Origin of the sequence: Egicoccus sp. AB-alg6-2, assembly GCF_041821025.1 — a bacterium.
Taxonomy (GTDB): Bacteria; Actinomycetota; Nitriliruptoria; order Nitriliruptorales; family Nitriliruptoraceae; genus Egicoccus.
In genome coordinates this window covers 176,444-195,238 of record NZ_JBGUAY010000003.1, presented here as the reverse complement: position 1 = coordinate 195,238, position 18,795 = coordinate 176,444, and the positions used below count along the sequence as shown (strand labels likewise).

The following is an 18,795-nucleotide window of genomic DNA, read 5'->3' as shown; positions in this document are numbered from 1 at the left end:
TGCGTTCACAGGGCGTACTCCCGGGCCAGTTCGGGATCGCGGTCGGCGAGTGTCCGAGCGAGGTCGAGCACCACCTGGCACTGTTTGTAGGTGGCGTCGTCCTGCATCTTGCCGTCGATCATGACCGCGCCGCTGCCGTCACCCATCGCCTCGACGACCCGTTTCGCCCAGGCGACCTCGGACGGCTCGGGAGAGAACACCTTCTTGGCGATCTCGATCTGCACCGGGTGCAGGCTCCATGCCCCGACACAGCCGAGCAGGTAGGCGTTGCGGAACTGGTCCTCGCAGGCGACGGTGTCCGCGATGTCACCGAACGGACCGTAGAACGGCAGGATCCCGGCCACGCCGCAGGCGTCCACCATGCGGGCCACGGTGTAGTGCCACAGGTCCTGCTGAGAGGTGGCGCGGGCTGCCTCGACGTCGTCGCCGGTGGGGTCCTCGCGCACGAGGTAGCCGGGGTGGCCGCCCCCGACCCGCGTCGTCTTCATGCGCCGATCGGCGGCGAGGTCGGCCGGGCCGAGCGAGAGCCCCTGCATGCGGGGCGAGGCGAGGCAGATCTGCTCGACGTTGGTCACACCACGGGCCGTCTCGAGGATCGCGTGCAGCAGGATCGGGCGGGTGATCCCGGCCCGGGCCTCGAGTTGGGCGAGGAGTCGGTCGGCGTAGTGGATGTCCTCGGGGCCCTCGACCTTCGGCAGCATCACGACGTCGAGGCGGTCGCCGATCTCGGTGACCAGCGTGGTGAGGTCGTCGAGGACCCAGGGGGAGTCGAGCGCGTTGACCCGCGTCCACAGCTGGGTCGCTCCAGGTTGCCACGCACGGCCGACCTCGACGAGGCCGGCCCGTGCCGCCTCCTTGTTCTCGACCGGGACCGCGTCCTCGAGGTTGCCGAGCAGGATGTCGACCTTCGGCGCGAGGTCGGGGACCTTCGCGACCATCTTCGGGTTCGACGGGTCGAAGAAGTGGATCATCCGCGAGGGGCGGAAGGGGATCTCGCGCACCGGGTCGGGTGCGCCGATCGCCAGCGGTCGGAAGAAGTCCTTCGGGCTGCGCATCGAGCCTCCTGCGGCCGGTTCGCAGGGGACGGTAGGACCGGGTCGTCGCGCGCAGGAAATCGAGCGGGTGCCCCTTCGGACGCGCCCGTGTGGCCCGACGGTCGTCACACGGTTTGCGGAGCGTGGCCGCGGCGGACCACGATGCGCCAACCGACCAGGAGCACTGCACATGCCGACCGCGGACTTCGGGCGCTTCCTCGACGACTTCGAGGTGGGCGACGTCTACAAGCACTGGCCCGGCAAGACCATCACGCAGGCCGAGGACATCCTGTTCTGCTCGATCACGATGAACCAGCACCCGCTGCACAGTGACGACAACTACGCGGCGGCCGCGACCACTCACGGCCGGGCCATGGTCGTCGGCAACCTGGTGTACTCGATCGTGCTGGGCCAGTCGGTCCCCGACGTCTCGGGCCGAGCGATCGCCAACCTCGAGATCGAGTCGCTCAAGCACGCCAACCCGACCTTCCACGGGGACACGATCTACTCGGAGACGGAGGTGCTCGAGAAGCGCGAGTCGCAGTCGAAGCCCGACCGCGGCATCGTCAAGGTCCGCACCATCGGCTACAAGCAGGACGGCACCGTGGTGTGTGAGTTCACGCGCAAGGTGCTGGTCCCCAAGCGCGGTCACGGGTTCGACGGCCAGCCCGGCCGTCCCGAGCCACAGGCGGGCTGACCCGGACGCGGACGGTCCGCCGCTTTGCAGTACCGTCCGCCGTCATGACCTCGCCCGCGCCCGCCTCGCCGACCGCCATGACCGCGACCGGACCGATGGTCCACGCCCAGGGTCTGGTGAAACGCTTCGGGGACTTCACGGCCGTCGCCGGCATCGACGTCGAGGTGGCACCCGGCGAGGCCTTCGGCTTCCTCGGTCCCAACGGCGCGGGCAAGTCCTCGACCATGCGCATGATCGGCGCGGTGTCACCGGTCACCGAGGGCCGGCTGCGCGTGCTCGGGCGCGACCCCGCCACCCACGGGCCCGAGATCCGCGCGCGGCTCGGGGTGGTTCCCCAGGAGGATGCGCTCGACCTCGAACTGACGCTGACCGAGAACCTGCTCATCTACGGGCGCTACTTCGACCTGCCGCGCAAGGTGCTGCGCGAACGGATCGGCGAGCTGCTCGACTTCGTGCAGTTGACCGATCGTCGCCACGCCAAGGTCGAGTCGCTGTCGGGAGGCATGAAGCGCCGGCTGGTCATCGCCCGGTCGCTGATCAACGACCCCGAGCTGATCCTGCTCGACGAGCCGACCACCGGACTGGACCCGCAGGCACGCCACGTGCTGTGGGACCGGCTGTACCGGCTCAAGCAGCGCGGGGTGACCCTCATCCTCACCACCCACTACATGGACGAGGCCGAGCAGCTTTGTGACCGCCTCGTCGTCATGGACGGCGGCCGGATCGTGGCGCAGGGTTCGCCGCGCCAACTCATTCAGACCCACACCTCCCGCGAGGTGGTCGAACTGCGCTTCGCCGTGGGTGCCCAGGAGGTCGCACTCGAACGGCTCGACGGGATCGCCGACCGGGTCGAGGTCCTGCCGGACCGGGTCCTGCTCTCCACCGACGACGCCGACGCCACGCTGGCCGAGGTCGTCGGGCGGGGCCTCGCGCCGGCAGCGACCGTCACGCGCCGCAGCACCCTCGAGGACGTCTTCCTGCACCTCACCGGCCGACGGCTGGTCGACTGATGGCCCGCGCGGTCACGCTGCGGGTCGTCGAGGGCCACGCCCGCCACTACCGGCACACCTGGCGCGGGACCACCTTCTCGACCATCGTGACCCCCGTGCTGTTCCTCAGCGCGATGGGTCTGGGCTTGGGCGGCCTCGTGGATGCCGGCCGTGCCGAGGCGCTGGGCGGGGTCGACTACCTCACCTGGCTGGCGCCGGGACTCCTGGCCGGGGCGGCGATGCAGAACGGCGCCGGGGACGGCACGTTTCCCGTCATCGCCGGGATCAAGTGGCTCAAGACCTACGAGGCCGCGCTCAGCACGCCGGTCCGTCCGGCCGACCTGGCCCTGGGCAACCTGCTCTGGGCGACCGCCCGCGCGAGCATCGCCGCGGTCGTGTACGTGATGGTGGCCAGCGCCTTCGGCGCCATGACGCCCGGTCGCGGGCTGCTCGCCGCGGTTCCCGCGGTCGCGACGGCCGCCGGGTTCTGTGCCGTGATCAGCGCCTTCACCGCGCAGTTGCGGACCGACCAGGGCCTCGCCGCGATCCAGCGCTTCCTCGTCATGCCGCTGTTCCTGTTCGCCGGCACCTTCTTCCCGGTGTCGCAACTGCCCGACCACGTCGAATGGCTGGCGTGGTTCGTGCCGTTGTGGCACGGCGTCGAACTTGCTCGCGCCCTCGCACTGGGCACCTCGCCGGCCGGCCCGTGGGTGCTGCACGTCGGGGTGGTGGCCGGCTTCCTCGCGATCGGCGTCCTGCTCAGCGTGGCGAGCTTCCAGCGCAGGTTGCACCGATGAGCCGTCCCGCACCGGTGCGTCCGGCGACCTCGGCGATGCTGGCGCTGCGCACGACACCGCCGATCCTGCTCGGACGGGGCGCCCGCCTGGTGGAGCGCAACGTCCTGGCGTACCGACAGGCCTGGCTGGTGTTCGTCAGCGGGCTGCTCGAGCCGGTCTTCTATCTGTTCGCCGTGGGCGTCGGCATCGGCGGCCTGGTCGGCGACGTGACCACCTCCGACGGCACGACCGTCCCCTATGGCGTGTTCGTCGCTCCCGCCCTCCTGGCGGCATCCGCGATGAACGGCGCCGTGCTCGAATCGACCTTCAACGTCTTCGCCAAGCTCAAGTGGGGCAAGCTGTACGACGCCGTGCTCGCGACCCCGTTGCAGCCGCGCGACATCGCCGTCGGGGAACTGACCTGGGCGTTGCTGCGCGGCGCCTTCTACGCCTTCGGGTTCCTGCTGGTGGCCTGGATCAGCGGCCTCGTCGTCTCGCCGTGGGCCGTGCTGGCGCTGCCGGCCGCGATCCTGATCGGCTTCGGGTTCGGGGGCGTCGGCCTGGTCGTGACGACCTACCTCACGAGCTGGCAGGACTTCGACCTCATCACCATGGCGCTGCTGCCGCTCTTTTTGTTCTCCGCCACGTTCTATCCGATCCAGGTGTATCCGGCCGCCCTGCAGCCGATCATCTTCCTCTCGCCCCTGACGCACGGGGTCGAGCTCGTGCGCAGCCTGATGCTGGGAGACCTGCGGATCGCGCTGCTGGGCCACGCGGCGGTCTTCGTGGCCATGGGGCTGGTCGGCCTGCGGGTGGCGAACCGCCGTTTCGGCGCGCTGCTGCTGAAGTGAGCAGCGGCGTGGCCGCCACCGTCGCTTATGGTGGCCGACATGGGACCGCGACCTCACCTCGACCTCGCCGCCACGGGACTGCGCCTGCGCACCCGCGAGGTGCGCGAGCAGGAGGAACGCACCTGGCTGTCGCCGATCGCCACCCGCGCCGCCGATTCGCGCGGCCGTGACCGCGACGAGCCCGAGGACGATCACCGCACCGCCTTCGAGCGCGACCGCGACCGGATCCTGCACAGCAAGGCCTTCCGGCGCCTCAAGCACAAGACGCAGGTGTTCCTCAATCCCGACGGCGACCACTACGTCACGCGCCTGACCCACACGTTGGCGGTGGCGCAGGTCGGCCGCTCGATCGCGGCGGCGCTCGCGCTCAACGAGCCGCTGACCGAGGCGATCTGCCTCGGCCACGACATCGGCCACGCCCCGTTCGGACACACCGGTGAGGACGCATTGACCCCCTACGTCGAGGGGGAGTGGCAGCACGCGATCCACGGGGTGCGGGTGGTCGAGAAGCTCGAACCGCTCAACCTCACCCTCGAGGTCCGAGACGGCATCAGCCAGTCGTCGTGGAAGAACGACCCGCCGCCGTTCACGCCCGAGGGCTGGATCTGCCGCTTCGCCGACCGCATCGCCTATCTCGCCCACGACGCCGAGGACGCCATGCGCGCCGGCGTCATCGAGGCATCCGACATCCCGGCCGTCTTCCGGAAGCGGTTCGGCGACCCCGGCCGGCAGTGGATCGACACGATGATCGGCATGGTGGTCACGGCATCGGTCGAGGCGGGGCACGTGACGATGCAACCGGCCCACCTCGAGGCCATGAACGACCTGCGGAACTGGATGTTCGACACCGTCTACCTGCGACCGGTCGCTCGCGAGCACTCCGCCCGTGCCGTGCGGGTGATCCGTGACCTCGTCGAGTGGTTCGCGCAGCGGCCCGACGAGGTTCCCGACGCCTACCGCCTGGCCGACAGCAGCGACCTGCAGGCGGCCGTCGACTACGTGGCCGGCATGAGCGACAAGTACGCGATGCGCCTGCACGACGAGCGCTTCCGCCCGGCCGGGCTCTATTAGGGCTGCGGCCGGTTCCTGCTGCCGCTCGCCTGCGTTCCCTCTCGGGGCGTGAGGACAACGGTCACCGCTTGCGGGGGTACGGTGCGCGACCGTGGACACCCTCACCGTTCGAGACGCGAGCCCGGCCGACCTGCCGGCGGTCGCCGCGATCTACACCCACTACGTGCTCAACACCACGACCACGTTCAACACCCAGGTACGGACCCCCAGGGAGTGGACCGAGCGGTTCGAGAGCGAGGTGCGCGACGGGCCCTACCACCTGCTGGTCGCCGAGGCGGACGGTGCGGTGTCGGGCTACGCCGAGACCCAGCGCTTCCGTCCGAAGCCGGCCTACGACCGGTCGCTGGAGTTGTCGATCTACGTCGCCCCGGACGCCCAGGGCCGTGGCACCGGCGGCGCGCTCCTCGCCGCCCTGCTCGACCGCCTCGCCGGCGGGGCGTTCCACCGCCTGTACTCGGTGATCGCGCTGCCGAACGAGGCGTCCGTCCGGTTCCACGAGCAGTGGGGCTTCACGCACCGTGGCACCCTCACGGAAGCCGGACACAAGTTCGGGCGTTACCTCGACGTCGCCTTCTACGAGAGAGCCCTGTGAGTTCGGCCGACGACGCCACCCCGCGATCCGCACCCCTCGAGCCCGCCGGCGTGTTCGAACGCGTCGGCGGCATGGAGGCCTTCGAACAACTCGTCGAGGCCTTCTACACGCGCGTGGAGACCGACGAGGTGCTGCGGCCCCAGTACCCCGACGACCTCACGCCGGGCAAGCGCCATCTCGCCATGTTCCTGGCTCAGTACTGGGGCGGCGGTGACGTCTACTCCTCGGAGCGCGGCCATCCCCGGCTGCGGATGCGCCACGCCCCCTTCGACGTCACCCCGGAGGCGGCTCTGCGTTGGGCGCAGCACATGTCGGCGGCGATCGAACAGCTGCGATTCCCGTCGGACGTCGAGGCGCTGCTGCTCGCCTATGTCCAGCGCGCGACGCCGACGCTGATCAACCGCCTGCCCGACGACGTCGTGGAGCTCCCCAGCGACGATGCTCGGCCCACCGACGGGTGACCACGCCGTGATGCCAGGACGCGGTCGTGCGCCCGGGGCGAGGTTCGCCTCGGGCTGGCCGCACCACCGCGCGCCGGCATCACGAGGCTGAGGAGACGGCGCGCCGGAGGTCCACGTCGCCCGTCGTCGCCCGGACGCGGATCTCGAGGTCGGCGCCACCGTCCGAGGTGGCGGACGTCTCCTCGAGCTCGGAGCGGATGCTGCCGATGGTGCTGCTGACGTCGAGGTGGAGCCGACGCCCGGGCGGCACGCCGATCGTGACGTCGCCCGTGGTGGCGGTGACCGCGACGCGCCCGCGCTCGGCGCAGGCGATGCCGACGTCGCCGGCGGCAGCCGTCACCTTCACGGCGTCGCAGGTGCGCCCGAGGGCGATGGCGCCGGACGCCGTGCGGATCCGGACCGGCCCCTGCACGGCGCCGGCGTCGACCGCGCCGGCCGCCGTGTCCACGTCGAGCGCTCCACCGACGGTGCCGACCCGGACGTGGCCCGTGGCGACCTTGACGGCGGCGTCGTGCGCGACGTCCCCGAGGGTGACGTCACCCGTGCCGGTCACGACGTCGACCGCAGCGAGGTCGAGTCCGGCGTGGACGTCCGCGGCACCGGTGCGTGCGTGCAGTTCGCATCCGTCCGGCGCGTGAATCGTGACCGTGACCCCGCCACGGCCCGTGATCGAGAACAGGCCGGAGAACAGGTTGCGCGCCGGCAGGTGCACGACCAACCGCTGACGGCTCCCGCCGTCGTCGTAGAGCTTGACCTCGCCGCGGCGGAGGAGTTCCTCGCCCACCTCGCCGTGCGCGGTCAGTTCGACCCGGGCGTGACCGGGTGGGGCCGCCACCACCCGCACGGCGCCGACGCTCAGCCGGCAGTCGACCCGCAGGTCGGGTCCGACCTCGAAGAGGTGTTCCATGCTTGGCTCCTGTCGCGCCGCCGGCCGTGGCCGTCGGTGGTGATTCGGTGTCGTTCAGCTGCGGGCCCAGCCGCTGAGGCGGGCGCCCACGATGGGGGTGGAGGGCGCCCGCCGCGTCGCGGCGGCGAGGGCCCGGACGATCCAGGCATTCACGGAGATGCCGTCGCGGTCGGCGGCGCGGGTGACCGCGTCCTTGAGGTCCTCGGGCAGACGCAGCGTCATGCGCGCCTCGCCGCCACCCGCGGGCGGAGAAGGCGGCGTCGGCGTCTCCTGGTCGGCGACGACCGCGAGCGTCGCGTCCCGACCGTCGAGGCGGACCTCGACCCGGGCGGCGTCGAGTTGTCCGGTGAGCTCCGCCGCGAGGCTGCCGAGCAGGTCGAGCAGCGCCACGCGCAGTGCGTCGTCGAGGGCGTCGGCCATCGCCTCGGCGGCCTGCCCGGCCCCGGGCGACAGTCCCGCCAGGCTGCGCAGCCGCTCGCGCACGGTGGCGATGGTGGTGGTGAGCACGACGACCTCCGAACTCCAGAGCTGCCGGTGGCGACCACTGGTGTCATGAGTGACGTCACTATGACAGCATCGTGGCGTCATGGCAACCCCTGCGCCGGTTTTCACCGGCCCGTTCGAGGGCACGGGCGAGCACCCGTACGCTGGCGCATCGACGCGCGTTCCCCTGTCCCGCGCTCGTGGAGTACCCGCCGTGAGGATTTTGGTTGCCGACCCGCTCGCCGAAGCCGGCGTCGCCGCGCTGGCGGCGCAGCACGACGTCGACGTCAAGACCGGCCTGTCGAAGGAAGAACTGCTGCAGATCGTGGACGTCTACGACGCGATCGTGGTGCGGTCGCAGACGACCATCGACGCGGACGTGTTCGCCGCGGCGACGAACCTGAAGGTGGTCGCGCGCGCCGGTGTCGGACTCGACAACGTCGACGTCGAGGCCGGGACGCGGCACGGCGTCATCGTCTGCAACGCCCCCCAGTCCAACATCGTGTCCGCGGCCGAGCACACCGTTGCCCTGCTGTTGTCGCTGGCTCGCAACATCCCCCAGGCCCACGCCGCGCTGGTGGAGGGCAAGTGGGAACGCTCACGGTGGTCGGGGACCGAGCTGCACGACAAGACACTCGGGGTGCTCGGGCTGGGACGCATCGGCACGCTGGTGGCGCAGCGCTGCCACGCGTTCGGGATGCGGCTGGTGGCCTACGACCCCTTCGTGGCGCCGGACCGCGCCGCCCGCCTGGGGGTCGAGCTGCTCGACACCGTCGACGAGGTGCTGGCCCGGGCCGACTTCGTGACCGTGCACCTGCCCAAGACGCCCGAGACGGTCGGACTCCTCGACGCGGACCGGCTGAAGCTGATGAAGCCGACCGCACGGCTGCTCAACGTGGCGCGCGGCGGGATCGTCGACGAGCACGCGTTGGCCGACGCCCTGCGCGCGGGCGTCATCGCGGGCGCCGCCATCGACGTGTTCGCGTCCGAGCCGACGACCGAGTCGCCGCTGTTCGGACTGCCCAACGCGGTGGTGACCCCGCACCTGGGCGCGTCGACCGAGGAGGCGCAGGACAAGGCGGGCACGCAGGTGGCGGACTACGTCAACCTCGCGCTGGCCGGCGAGTTCGTCCCCTCGGCCGTCAACGTCCAGGGCGGCCCGGTCGACGAGGACGTCAAGCCGTTCCTCCCCCTCGGTGAGAAGCTCGGCCGGTTGCTGACGGCCCTGGCCGAGGACGGCCTCGCCGGCGACGTGACCGTGGAGTACTGCGGGGCGCTCGCCGATCACGACGCACGGGTCGTCGGCCTGAGCGTGCTGAAGGGCATGCTCGCCGGGGTGTCCGGTGAACCGGTGACGTTCGTCAACGCCCCACTGCTCGCCGACGAGCGGGGGCTGCGCGTCCGTGAGGTGTCCGACAGCCACAGCGAGGACTACGTCTCGTTGCTGCGCGTGTCCGGCGCCGCCCGCGACGGCAGCACCATCCAGGTCGCGGGGACCCTGCTGCATCCGGGCGGGCGCGAACGCCTCGTCGAGGTGTGGAACACCCCCGTCGACGTCGAGCCCGCCGCCCACATGGCGTTCTTCCGCTACTCCGACCGTCCCGGTGTCGTCGGCGCGGTCGGGACCGGGTTCGGCGAGGCGGGCGTCAACATCGCGGCGGCCCAGGTCGGACGCGCCGAGGCGGGTGGCGAGGCCATCATGGCGCTCTCCCTGGACGACGCCGTGCCGCGCGACGTGCTGGAGCGCATCACGGCCCAGATCGGGGCCAGCGAGGGACGCACGATCTCGCTCGGCTGAAACGGTCCGGGGTGTGCCGGCGAGCGATGCCGGGACGCCGCTACGCCGGCTCGTCGTCGTCGTCGGGATCGTAGGCGTCGAGGTGCTGCTCGATCTCGTCCGGGGTCAACGGCCGGTCGGGGACGTCGCGGTAGACGCCACCGTCCTCGTAGGAGCCGTCCCTGGTCTGCCGCTGCTCGAGTTCGTCGGGCGTGCGCGGGACGTCGGGGTCCACGTGGCTCATCGCTGCTCCGTCGTCGGGGGAGGACCATGGTGCACCGGGCAGCGGGAGGCCGCGCCGGCGGCACCCGGCCGGGCGGCGGCGGCTGCCCGTCCGACGCCGCCCCGGCCTCCCCGCTCGTCAAGTGACCGTGCGTGCCCGGTGGTACTCGGGCCGGTCCCAGGCGCCGGTCCCGAGCACGTCGGCGAGGACATCGACGGCGTCGTGGACGTCGACGTGGCCCACGTACAACGGCGCGAAACCGAACCGCACGAGGTCGGGCGGGCGGTGGTCACCGATCACGCCGCGGGCGATCAGGCACTGGGTCACGGCGTGGGCATGGGGGTGCCGTAGGGACACCTGTGCGCCACGCGCGGCGGCGTCCCGTGGCGAGGCGATCTCGACCGCGCCGCCACAACGCTGGTCGACCAGCGTGATGAACGTGTTCGTCAGGCGGCGGGCTTTTGCCTCGAGGTCGGCGGGCCGGACACCGTCGAAGGCCTCGAGGGCCGCATCGAGGGCCGCGGTCGACAACACGTGGGGCGTGCCGGCCTGGAAGCGGCGCGCATCGGGGGCCGGCACGTAGGTGTCGCCGAACGCGAACGGCTTCGCGTGCCCGAACCAGCCCTGCAAGGGGGTGCGTGCCCGGTCGTGCCATCGTCTGGCGACGTAGAGGTAGCCGGGGGCGCCGGGTCCACCGTTGAGGTACTTGTACGAACAGCCAACGGCGAAGTCCACGCCCCACCCGTGCAGGTCGACCGCGAGGGCCCCCGTCGAGTGCGCGAGGTCCCACACCGTCAGCGCGCCGGCGGCGTGCGCGGCGGCCGTCAACGCCGCCACGTCGTGGCGGGCACCGGTGCGGTAGTCCACCTCCGTGAGTGCGAGCACGGCGACGTGGGCGTCGATACTCGTCGCGAGCTCGGCGGGCGGGACGACGCGGACGTCGAGGTCGCCGATCAGCTCGGCCAGCCCGTCGGCGACGTAGCGGTCCGTCGGGAAGTTCGCGGTGTCGGTCAGCAGCACCCGCCGATCGGGCCGCAACCGACGAGCCGCGGCGAGCACCTTGAACAACGCCACGGACGTCGAGTCGCCGACGGCCACCTCGTCGGCGTCGGCGCCGAGCAGGGGTGCCAGCCGGTCGGCGACCCGCGCGGGCAGGTCGACCCACCCGGCGTCGTTCCAGGACCGGATCAGTCCGGTCCCCCATTCCTGCGCGACGACCGTCTCGAGGCGATCCGCGACCCCGGCGGGCAGCGCGCCGAGCGAGTTGCCGTCGAGGTAGATGACCCCGTCGGGCAGCGTGAACCGCGCGCGGTGGCTCGCGAGGGGGTCGTCGGCGTCGCGTTCGGCGCAGGCCGCGCGGTCCATGCATCTCCTGTCTCGGTGCACGCAGGGCCGGAACCGTAGTGCGAACCCGCAGGTGAGCCGGGGGTTCCGCCGACGCATGGCGCGCCGGCCGCCCAGGGCGGCGTGCAGACGTCCTTGACAACAGGCTGACGTCGGTGTCAACTCGCCGAAGTGAAATTGACGTCGGCGTCAAGTTGGCCGGCGCGTCGGCCCCTCCGTGCGAGCGGTTGCTGCCGACATCCCGGTTCCGCCGCCGTCCCGTCCCCCGCGAAGGAGTCTCCGTGCGTCTCGCGTTCGTGTTCCCCGGCCAGGGTTCGTTCCGTGCCGGATGCCTCGACGCCTGGGACGACCACGAGGCCGCCTCGGTCGTCGACGAGGTCGGCGACGCCATCGGTCGCGACCTGCGCAGCCTGGCCGCGGATGCGGCGACGGGGGCACGGACGGCCGACGCGCAGCCGACGATCATGACCGCCTCGTTGGTCGCCTGGCGGGCGCTGCTCGGGGCTGGTGTCAGCCCCGACGTGGTCGCCGGACACAGCCTGGGAGAGGCCACCGCCGCCATCGCCGCCGGGTCACTTCCGGTCGCCGACGGGGCCCGGGTCGTCGCCGCACGCGGCGCCGCCATGGGTCGTGCCTGCGCCGCGAACCCCGGCGGCATGGCGGCGCTGGTCAAGCTGCAGCCCGACGCCGTCCAGGTGCTCGTCGACGAGGACCCCGACCTGGTCGTCGCCAACGACAACGCACCGGGCCAGGTCGTGCTCGCCGGCACGCCCGACGCCATCGAACGCATCCGCGAGCGTGCCCGCGAGGCCGGCGGGCGGGCCCTGCCGCTCGACGTCGAGGGCGCCTTCCACTCGCCGGCGATGGCGCCGGCCGTCGACGACCTCGCCGCCGCGCTGGCCGACGTCGAACTCCGCGACCCGCGGGTGCCCCTGGTCACCGGCACGACCACCGACGTGCTCCGCGACGGCGATGCCATCGGCCGCGCCCTGGTCGCCGGCGTCCTCGCCCCGGTCCGGTGGCGCGAACTGCAGGCCCGACTCGCCGAACTCGGCGTCGAGGACCTGGTCGAGGTCGGACCGGGCGGCGTCCTGGCCGGTCTCGCCAAGCGCAGCGTGCCCGACCTGCGCGTCCACACCGTGTCGGCCCCCGAGGACGTGGTGGCCGTCGCCGATCGGTTCGCCGGCGCCCGCGCCTGACACCTGTTCCTCCCCGCACCTTCGACGCACCGGAGTACCTCGTCATGATCCCGATCCCCGCCATGACCCTCGTCACCTCGCCCGTCGACGGCCGGGTCCGCAGCCTGGTCGCTGCCGACACCGTCGTCTCCCGGGGCGACATCGTGGCCACCGTCGAGGGTGCCTACGGTCCGGCCGAGATCCGCGCCAACTGCAGCGGACGGGTCGGTGGTGCGCTCGCGGGTGCCCGCCAGGCCGTCTCCGCCGGCGAGGGCGTGCTCTGGGTGCGCCGCTGATGGTGCGCCGCCGCACCGGTGCTGCCGGGGCCCCCGTGACCATCGCGGGCCTCGGTGCCTACCTGCCCGAACGGGTCGTCACCAACGACGACCTCGCCGCGACGGGGCTCGACACCTCCGACGAGTGGATCCGTTCGCGGACCGGCATCGTCCAGCGCCACTACGCCGCGCCCGAGCAGGCGACCTCCGACCTCGCGTTGGAAGCGGGCAAGGCGGCCCTCGCCGACGCCGGCCTCGGTACCGATGACGTCGCCGCGGTGATCGTGGCCACCACGACCCCGGACCACATGGTCCCCGGGACCGCGCCCCTGGTCGCCGCCGCACTCGGCACCGAGGTCGGCGCCTTCGACGTCCAGGCCGCGTGCTCGGGATTCGTGTACGCGCTGCGTGTCGGCACAGCCCTGGCGCTGGCCGAGGACGCGCCCGTGCTCGTCATCGGCGCCGAGACGCTCAGTCGCATCGTCGACCCCCGGGACCGGGGCGTGTCGATCCTGTTCGGTGACGGTGCCGGCGCCGTCGTCGTGGTCCCCGACGAGACCGGACGCATCGGACCCTTCTCCCTCGGTGCCGACGGCCGCGACCCGTCGATGCTGTGGACCGCGACGGGCGGAACCCGCGCCCCCGTCAGCCACCAGGTCGTCGACGACCGCAGCCACTTCCTGACGATGCGCGGCGGCGACGTCTACCGCAACGCCGTGTCACGCATGGCGGCCGCGTCCAGGGACGTGCTCGAGCAGGCCGGTCTCACCATCGACGACGTCGACCTGTTCATCGGCCACCAGGCCAATGTTCGGATCCTCGACGCCGTCGCCCAGCGCGTCGGCATCGAACCGGCCCGCTGCCACGTCACCGTGGGCCAGCACGGCAACACCTCGGCGGCCTCGGTGCCCCTGGCGCTGGCCGACGCGCGCGACGGCGGCCGGCTGCGGCCCGGCGACACCGTGTTGCTGACCGCGTTCGGTGCAGGGCTGACCTGGGGCGCCTGCCTGCTGACCTGGAACCCCACCACCGGCGGAGGGAACGCATGAACCGCGTGGCACTCGTGACCGGCGGCAGCGGCGGCATCGGCGCCGCGACCTGTCGCGCCCTGTCCGCCGACGGCTACCACGTGCTGGTCGGCTACGGCGGCAACGAGGACGCGGCGACCAAGACGGCCGCCGACTGTCCCGGCGATGCCGAGGCGGTCCATGTCGACGTCACCGACGAGGACTCGGTCGCGGCCGCGGTCGCCCGTGCCGGCGAGGTCGGCACCCTGGCCGTGGTGGTCAACAACGCCGGCGTCGCCGACGACGACCTCCTCCTGCGCCTGGACCCCGCGCGCTTCGACCGCACCATCGAGGTCAACCTGCGCGGTGCCTACCTCGTCTCCCGCGCCGCGATGCGGCCGATGCTTCGGGCGCGCTTCGGGCGCATCGTCAACGTCGCGTCCGTCGTCGCCCTCCGCGGCAACGTCGGGCAGACCGCCTATGCGGCGTCCAAGGCCGGCCTGATCGGTTTCAGCAAGTCGCTGGCCCGCGAGCTCGGCCGCAAGGGCGTCACCGTCAACGTGGTCGCACCCGGCTTCGTCGCCACCGCCATGACCGACGCGCTCGGCGACGAGGCCCGCGAGGCCCTGCTCGCCCAGGCGCCCACCGGTCGTGCGGTCGAGGCCGACGAGGTCGCCGCGACGATCGCCTTCCTCGCCTCCGAACGTGCCGGTTCGACCACCGGCGCCGTCATCCCCGTCGACGGCGGCGCCGGCATCTGACCGACCCGACTTCCGGCCCCGTGGGCCGGGCGACCGTCTCGCCGAGATGGTCCACGCACGACCCGTGTCACCGGATCCGCCGGGGCACACGCCCGAAACGACTGCTGAGGAGCACCCCATGAGCCAGGACCTGTTCGCCACCTTCAAGACCATCCTCGTCGACACCTTCGGCGTGCCGGCCGACGACATCGCCCCCGAGGCCACCTTCGAGGCGCTCGGTCTCGACTCGCTCGACGTCGTCGAGCTGACCCTGGTGCTCGAGGAGGAGACCGGCGTCAAGCTCGAGGACGAGGAGCTCGAGGACGTCCGCACCGTGCAGGACGCCATCGACAAGATCACCGAGAAGCAGCAGGCCGCCGCCTGAGGCAGCCCACCCGCCAGGACGCTCCCGCGTCCCGCACCGCGAACGACCTAGGAGGTCCGCGATGAACGCACCACGCAACGTCGTGGTCACCGGCATGGGTCTGGTGACTCCCGCAGGCCGCGGGGTGGTCGACGCCTGGAACGGCGTCCTGGCCGGTAAAGCCGCCGCGACGGTCGACGAGGAACTGGCGGCCGCCGGCACGCCGGTGACGATCGCCTGCCGCGTGCCGGCCTTCGATCCCGACGCCGAGATCGGTCGCGGCGCGAAGCGGCGCCTCGACCGCTTCACGCACCTCGGCGTGATGGCCGCCGCCGATGCGGTGGCCGACGCCGGCCTCGGGGACCCCGACGCCGACGAACCCGAGCGGATCGTCGCGACCGATCCCGACCTGGTCGGGATCCTGCTCGGTTCGGGCATCGGCGGCGCCGAGACCTGGGCCGACGAGTATCCCCGCTTCATCGACAAGGGCCCGGGCCGCGCGTCGCCGATGTTCGTGCCCAAGATGCTGTCCAACACCGCGGCCGGGACGGTGGCGATCCGCACCGGCGCCCGCGGTCCGAACATGACCGTCAACACCGCCTGCGCGGCCGGGGCCTCGGCGATCCACCTCGCCCGCGACCTGATCCGGTCCGGTTCGGCGGACGTGGTGCTTGCGGGCGGCGTCGAAGCCGGCATCACCGCGCTCTCGATCAGCGCCTTCGCGCAGATGGGCGCCCTGTCACGCAATCCCGACCCCGCGGCGGCCTCGCGCCCGTTCGACGTCGACCGCGACGGCTTCGTGATGGGCGAGGGCGCCGGCGTGCTGGTGCTCGAGTCCGAGGAACACGCCAGGCGGCGCGGGGCGCGCCTGCTGGCCACCATCGCCGGTGCCGGCGCGTCGGCCGACGCGTTCCACGCCACCGCGCCCCCCGATGACGGCGGCGGCGCTGTGCTCGCGATCCAGCGGGCGCTCGACGACGCCGGGATCGACCCGACCAGCATCGGCCACCTCAACGCCCACGGCACCTCGACGCCGCTCAACGACGCCGCCGAGGCCCGCGCCATGCGCGCGGTGTTCGGCGACCACACCGACGCCATCGCGGTCACCTCCACCAAGGGCGTCACCGGCCACCTGCTCGGCGCGGCCGGTGCCGTCGAGGCGGCGTTCGCGATCCAGGCCCTGCGCGAGGGCCTGATCCCCCCGACCGCCAACCTCACCACCCAGGACCCCGAGATCGCCCTGGACGTCGTCGCGGGAGAACCGCGCCGCGTCGAACTCGAGGCCGTCCTGTCCACCTCGATGGGCTTCGGCGGGCAGAACTCCGCGCTCGTCATCACCCGCGCCTGACCACCGGCGCCTCCCGGCGCCGGCTTCGGCCGGCGCCGCCTCCCCGCGACAACGAGGTACTTCGTGACCGAGACCATGCACGTCGAGACACCAGCGCTCGACCCGATCTCGCTGCAGCCTGGCGACGGTGCGCGTGTGCGCCTGTCCCGACTGCTCGATCCCGGCACCCTCGTCGAGCTCGGTTCGCAGCGACAGCACCGCGCGAACCAGTTCGGCCTGGACAAGCGGCGCCCTGACACCGACGGTGTCGTCGCCGGCACCGCCGCGATCGGTGGCCGCCAGGTCAACGTGTACGCCCAGGACCGTCGGGTGCTCGGCGGCTCGCTCGGCGAGGCCCATGCCGACAAGATCGCCCGCAGCATCGAGCAGGCGGCCCGCGGTGGGGTCCCGGTCGTGGGGATCAACGACTCGGGCGGCGCCCGTATCCAGGAGGGCGTCGCCGCCCTCGACGGCTACGGCCAGGTGTTCCGGGCCAACGTGGCCGCCTCCGGCCGGGTGCCGCAGATCGCGCTGATCCTCGGTCCCTGCGCGGGCGGCGCGGTCTACTCGCCGGCGCTGATGGACTTCACCGTCATGACCGACGAGGCCTACATGTTCCTCACCGGGCCGCGGGTGGTGAAGGCGGTCACCGGCGAGGACGTGGATGCCCGCTCGCTCGGGGGGCCCGAAGTCCACGGTGAGCGTTCCGGCTGCGCCTCGTTCGTCGTCGACGACGACGACGCGGCGTTCGAACTGACGCGGGAGCTGCTGAGCTACCTGCCCTCGTCCTCGTCGTCGCCGCTGCCCGAGGTGGCCCCCGAACCGCCGCCACCGGTCGACCTGCGTGCGCTGGTTCCGGTCGACGGTCGTGAGCCCTACGACGTCCGGGACGTGATCCGCGGCGTCGTCGACGGCGGGCGGTTCCTGGAAGTCCAGGAGCGTTGGGCCCGCAACCTCGTCGTCGGTTTCGCCCGCATCGACGGTCGCACCGTCGGTGTCGTCGCGAACCAGGCGAAGTGGCTCGCGGGCGTGCTGGACCTGACGGCGAGCGAGAAGGGGGCGCGGTTCGTGCGGTTCTGCGACGCCTTCGGCATCCCGCTGGTCGTGGCGGTCGACGTGCCCGGCTTCCTGCCCGGGACCGCCCAGGAGAACGGCGGCGTCATCCGCAAGGGCGCGAAGCTGCTGCACGCCTTCGCCTCGGCGACGGTGCCCCGCGTGTCGGTCGTCCTGCGCAAGGCGTTCGGCGGCGCCTACATCGTCATGAACTCGCGCAGCCTCGGCGCCGACGCGGTCCTCGCGTGGCCCGATGCCGAACTCGCCGTCATGGGCGCGGAAGGGGCCGCGGACATCATCTTCCGCCGGCAGCTCGACGCCGAACCGGAGCGGCGCGACGAGATGGTCGAGCAGTACCGCGCCGACGCCATGCACGTCGATCTGGCGGCGCGACGCGGCAGCGTCGACGAGATCATCGCCCCCGAGGAGACCCGCGACGCCCTGGTCGGCATCCTGCGATCGCTGAAGGGCGCACGCCAACCCGCATTCGTGCACGACAACCTCCCGCAGTGACCGTGCCCCTGCCCGCCTCGCCCCCGCCACACGAGCCGCAGGCGGGCTCGCAGGGTCGCACCGTCGAGCGTCAGCCGACCGTCGCGCCGATGGTGCCGGGTGCCCGTTCGGTCGTGCGGTTGACCCTGCGTCCGGTGTTGCAGTTGTGGCTGCGTCTGCACGTCGAGGGGGCTCATCACGTCCCGGCGGAAGGGCCCGTGCTGGTCGCCTCGACGCACCAGTCCCACGCCGACTCCGTGGCTCTGGGGGTCGCGATTCGGCGCCCGATCCACTTCCTGGGCGACGTCCGGTTGACGCAGTGGCCCGTCATCGGGCCCCTGCTGCCGAAGCTCGGCATGGTCCCGCTGCGGCGCGGCGAGGCCGACGCCGACGCGATGCACGTCCTCGGTGACCTCCTCGCCGACGGACGGGCGGTGGCGGTCTATCCCGAGGGATCGCGCAGCCGGGACGGTCGGGTGCACCGTCTGCGGAGCGGCCTGGTACGCCTCGCGGTGAGCAGCGGCGCGCAGGTCGTTCCGGCTGCCGTCGCCGGCATCTACGACGTCTGGCCGATCGGCGCCCGTCCCCGGTTGCGTGGCGGGCGGGTCACGGTCCGTTTCGGCCCACCGCTCGCACCGCCCGAGCCCACGCCGCGGGCCCGGCGCGAGTTCAACGACCGGCTCCAGGTGATCCTCGCCGAACTCGGTGGCACCGAGTGTGCCGACGACTTCTCGCCCTTCGGAGGCGGCGCGTGAGCGAGACCACCCCGGCCCTCGCGCTCGCCGCCGGTTGCGACGTCGTCGACGTCGCCCGTCTGTCCGCCGCCATCGACCGCCGCGAGGGGTTCCTCGTGCGCGTCTTCACCGATCGCGAGATCGCCGACGCCCGCCGCGGCGACGTGGCGGCCGGCTCCGAGCTCGAACGGGCGCGCCTCGCGGCCCGTTTCGCGGCCAAGGAGGCGACCCGCAAGGCCCTGGGTGATTTGCGGTTGCCCTTTCACGCCGTCGAGGTCCGAAGCGACCCGTCGGGCGCCCCGAACCTGTTCGTCAACGGCCGGCCCAGCGGCCTGACGTGTTCGTTGTCCCACGACGGCGGCGTCGCCATGGCCCTGGTCGTCGGCCCCCGCCCCACCACCTGACCGCTCCCCGAACCGA

General features: G+C 72.4%; 22 protein-coding genes. 17 read left to right on the top strand and 5 right to left on the bottom strand.

Annotated elements, in window-relative coordinates; translation table 11 throughout:
* Positions 1-5: 5 nt before the first annotated feature.
* Positions 6-1,055, bottom strand: coding sequence for a CoA ester lyase (locus ACERMF_RS05850; RefSeq protein ID WP_373668098.1), 1,050 nt, complete (start codon positions 1,053-1,055; stop codon positions 6-8).
* A gap of 169 nt (positions 1,056-1,224) precedes the next feature.
* On the opposite strand from ACERMF_RS05850, the gene ACERMF_RS05845 reads away from it, so the two are divergent.
* The 7 genes from ACERMF_RS05845 to ACERMF_RS05815 all read left to right on the top strand — a co-directional run bounded on the left by ACERMF_RS05845 (position 1,225) and on the right by ACERMF_RS05815 (position 6,471).
* Entirely contained in the window at positions 1,225-1,731 is a 507-nt protein-coding gene (locus ACERMF_RS05845) for a MaoC family dehydratase (RefSeq protein ID WP_373668097.1), read from the top strand.
* Positions 1,732-1,775: 44 nt separating this feature from the next.
* Positions 1,776-2,741, top strand: a complete 966-nt coding sequence (locus ACERMF_RS05840) for an ABC transporter ATP-binding protein (RefSeq protein WP_373668096.1) — start codon at positions 1,776-1,778, stop codon at positions 2,739-2,741.
* Positions 2,741-3,517, top strand: coding sequence for an ABC transporter permease (locus tag ACERMF_RS05835; RefSeq protein WP_373668095.1), 777 nt, complete (start codon positions 2,741-2,743; stop codon positions 3,515-3,517). The genes ACERMF_RS05840 and ACERMF_RS05835 overlap by 1 nt, the downstream gene beginning before the upstream one ends.
* The gene (locus tag ACERMF_RS05830) at positions 3,514-4,347 is read left to right on the top strand and encodes an ABC transporter permease (protein WP_373668094.1); all 834 of its coding nucleotides are present in this window, start codon (positions 3,514-3,516) and stop codon (positions 4,345-4,347) included. Before ACERMF_RS05835 ends, ACERMF_RS05830 begins: the two co-directional genes overlap by 4 nt.
* Positions 4,348-4,386: 39 nt before the next feature.
* Positions 4,387-5,418 carry an HD domain-containing protein gene (locus ACERMF_RS05825; protein ID WP_373668093.1) on the top strand — a complete coding sequence of 344 codons (1,032 nt, stop codon included), beginning with the start codon at positions 4,387-4,389 and terminating at the stop codon, positions 5,416-5,418.
* Positions 5,419-5,509: 91 nt separating this feature from the next.
* Positions 5,510-6,010, top strand: coding sequence for an N-acetyltransferase family protein (locus tag ACERMF_RS05820; RefSeq protein ID WP_373668092.1), 501 nt, complete (start codon positions 5,510-5,512; stop codon positions 6,008-6,010).
* The gene (locus ACERMF_RS05815; RefSeq protein ID WP_373668091.1) at positions 6,007-6,471 is read left to right on the top strand and encodes a globin; all 465 of its coding nucleotides are present in this window, start codon (positions 6,007-6,009) and stop codon (positions 6,469-6,471) included. Before ACERMF_RS05820 ends, ACERMF_RS05815 begins: the two co-directional genes overlap by 4 nt.
* 79 nt (positions 6,472-6,550) lie before the next feature.
* Here ACERMF_RS05815 and ACERMF_RS05810 read toward each other — a convergent pair whose 3' ends face one another.
* Together ACERMF_RS05810 and ACERMF_RS05805 are read right to left on the bottom strand one after the other, a co-directional pair.
* On the bottom strand, positions 6,551-7,378 hold the full coding sequence (locus tag ACERMF_RS05810; RefSeq protein WP_373668090.1) for a DUF4097 domain-containing protein: 828 nt from the start codon (positions 7,376-7,378) through the stop codon (positions 6,551-6,553).
* Between the two features lie 54 nt (positions 7,379-7,432).
* Positions 7,433-7,885, bottom strand: coding sequence for a toxin-antitoxin system HicB family antitoxin (locus tag ACERMF_RS05805; protein WP_373668089.1), 453 nt, complete (start codon positions 7,883-7,885; stop codon positions 7,433-7,435).
* Between the two features lie 190 nt (positions 7,886-8,075).
* Here ACERMF_RS05805 and serA point away from each other — a divergent pair, with 190 nt between their 5' ends.
* Entirely contained in the window at positions 8,076-9,659 is a 1,584-nt protein-coding gene (serA, locus tag ACERMF_RS05800; protein ID WP_373668088.1) for a phosphoglycerate dehydrogenase, read from the top strand.
* Positions 9,660-9,699: 40 nt separating this feature from the next.
* Here serA and ACERMF_RS05795 read toward each other — a convergent pair whose 3' ends face one another.
* Both ACERMF_RS05795 and kynU read right to left on the bottom strand, forming a co-directional pair.
* Positions 9,700-9,882: a hypothetical protein gene (locus tag ACERMF_RS05795; RefSeq protein ID WP_373668087.1), complete on the bottom strand. Its 183-nt coding sequence runs from the start codon at positions 9,880-9,882 to the stop codon at positions 9,700-9,702.
* 117 nt (positions 9,883-9,999) lie between these two features.
* Positions 10,000-11,226: a kynureninase gene (gene kynU / locus ACERMF_RS05790; RefSeq protein ID WP_373668086.1), complete on the bottom strand. Its 1,227-nt coding sequence runs from the start codon at positions 11,224-11,226 to the stop codon at positions 10,000-10,002.
* A gap of 260 nt (positions 11,227-11,486) precedes the next feature.
* On the opposite strand from kynU, the gene ACERMF_RS05785 reads away from it, so the two are divergent.
* The 9 genes from ACERMF_RS05785 (at position 11,487) to ACERMF_RS05745 (ending at position 18,779) form a co-directional block, all read left to right on the top strand.
* Positions 11,487-12,404 (top strand): ACP S-malonyltransferase, encoded by a 918-nt coding sequence (locus tag ACERMF_RS05785; RefSeq protein ID WP_373668085.1) that lies wholly within the window; start codon positions 11,487-11,489, stop codon positions 12,402-12,404.
* A gap of 44 nt (positions 12,405-12,448) precedes the next feature.
* On the top strand, positions 12,449-12,679 hold the full coding sequence (locus ACERMF_RS05780; RefSeq protein WP_373668084.1) for a hypothetical protein: 231 nt from the start codon (positions 12,449-12,451) through the stop codon (positions 12,677-12,679).
* A 35-nt stretch (positions 12,680-12,714) separates the two neighbouring features.
* On the top strand, positions 12,715-13,707 hold the full coding sequence (locus ACERMF_RS05775; protein WP_373668083.1) for a beta-ketoacyl-ACP synthase III: 993 nt from the start codon (positions 12,715-12,717) through the stop codon (positions 13,705-13,707).
* Positions 13,704-14,426 carry an SDR family oxidoreductase gene (locus ACERMF_RS05770; protein ID WP_373668082.1) on the top strand — a complete coding sequence of 241 codons (723 nt, stop codon included), beginning with the start codon at positions 13,704-13,706 and terminating at the stop codon, positions 14,424-14,426. Before ACERMF_RS05775 ends, ACERMF_RS05770 begins: the two co-directional genes overlap by 4 nt.
* A gap of 118 nt (positions 14,427-14,544) precedes the next feature.
* Positions 14,545-14,790: an acyl carrier protein gene (locus ACERMF_RS05765; RefSeq protein ID WP_373668081.1), complete on the top strand. Its 246-nt coding sequence runs from the start codon at positions 14,545-14,547 to the stop codon at positions 14,788-14,790.
* A 61-nt stretch (positions 14,791-14,851) separates the two neighbouring features.
* Positions 14,852-16,117, top strand: coding sequence for a beta-ketoacyl-ACP synthase II (fabF, locus tag ACERMF_RS05760; RefSeq protein WP_373668080.1), 1,266 nt, complete (start codon positions 14,852-14,854; stop codon positions 16,115-16,117).
* A gap of 63 nt (positions 16,118-16,180) precedes the next feature.
* A complete protein-coding gene (locus tag ACERMF_RS05755; RefSeq protein WP_373668079.1) occupies positions 16,181-17,662 on the top strand; it encodes an acyl-CoA carboxylase subunit beta in 1,482 nt (493 codons plus the stop codon).
* Complete coding sequence (locus ACERMF_RS05750; protein WP_373668077.1) at positions 17,659-18,396, top strand: lysophospholipid acyltransferase family protein; 738 nt, start codon at positions 17,659-17,661, stop codon at positions 18,394-18,396. The genes ACERMF_RS05755 and ACERMF_RS05750 overlap by 4 nt, the downstream gene beginning before the upstream one ends.
* Positions 18,393-18,779, top strand: coding sequence for a holo-ACP synthase (locus ACERMF_RS05745; protein WP_373668075.1), 387 nt, complete (start codon positions 18,393-18,395; stop codon positions 18,777-18,779). Before ACERMF_RS05750 ends, ACERMF_RS05745 begins: the two co-directional genes overlap by 4 nt.
* Positions 18,780-18,795: the final 16 nt, after the last annotated feature.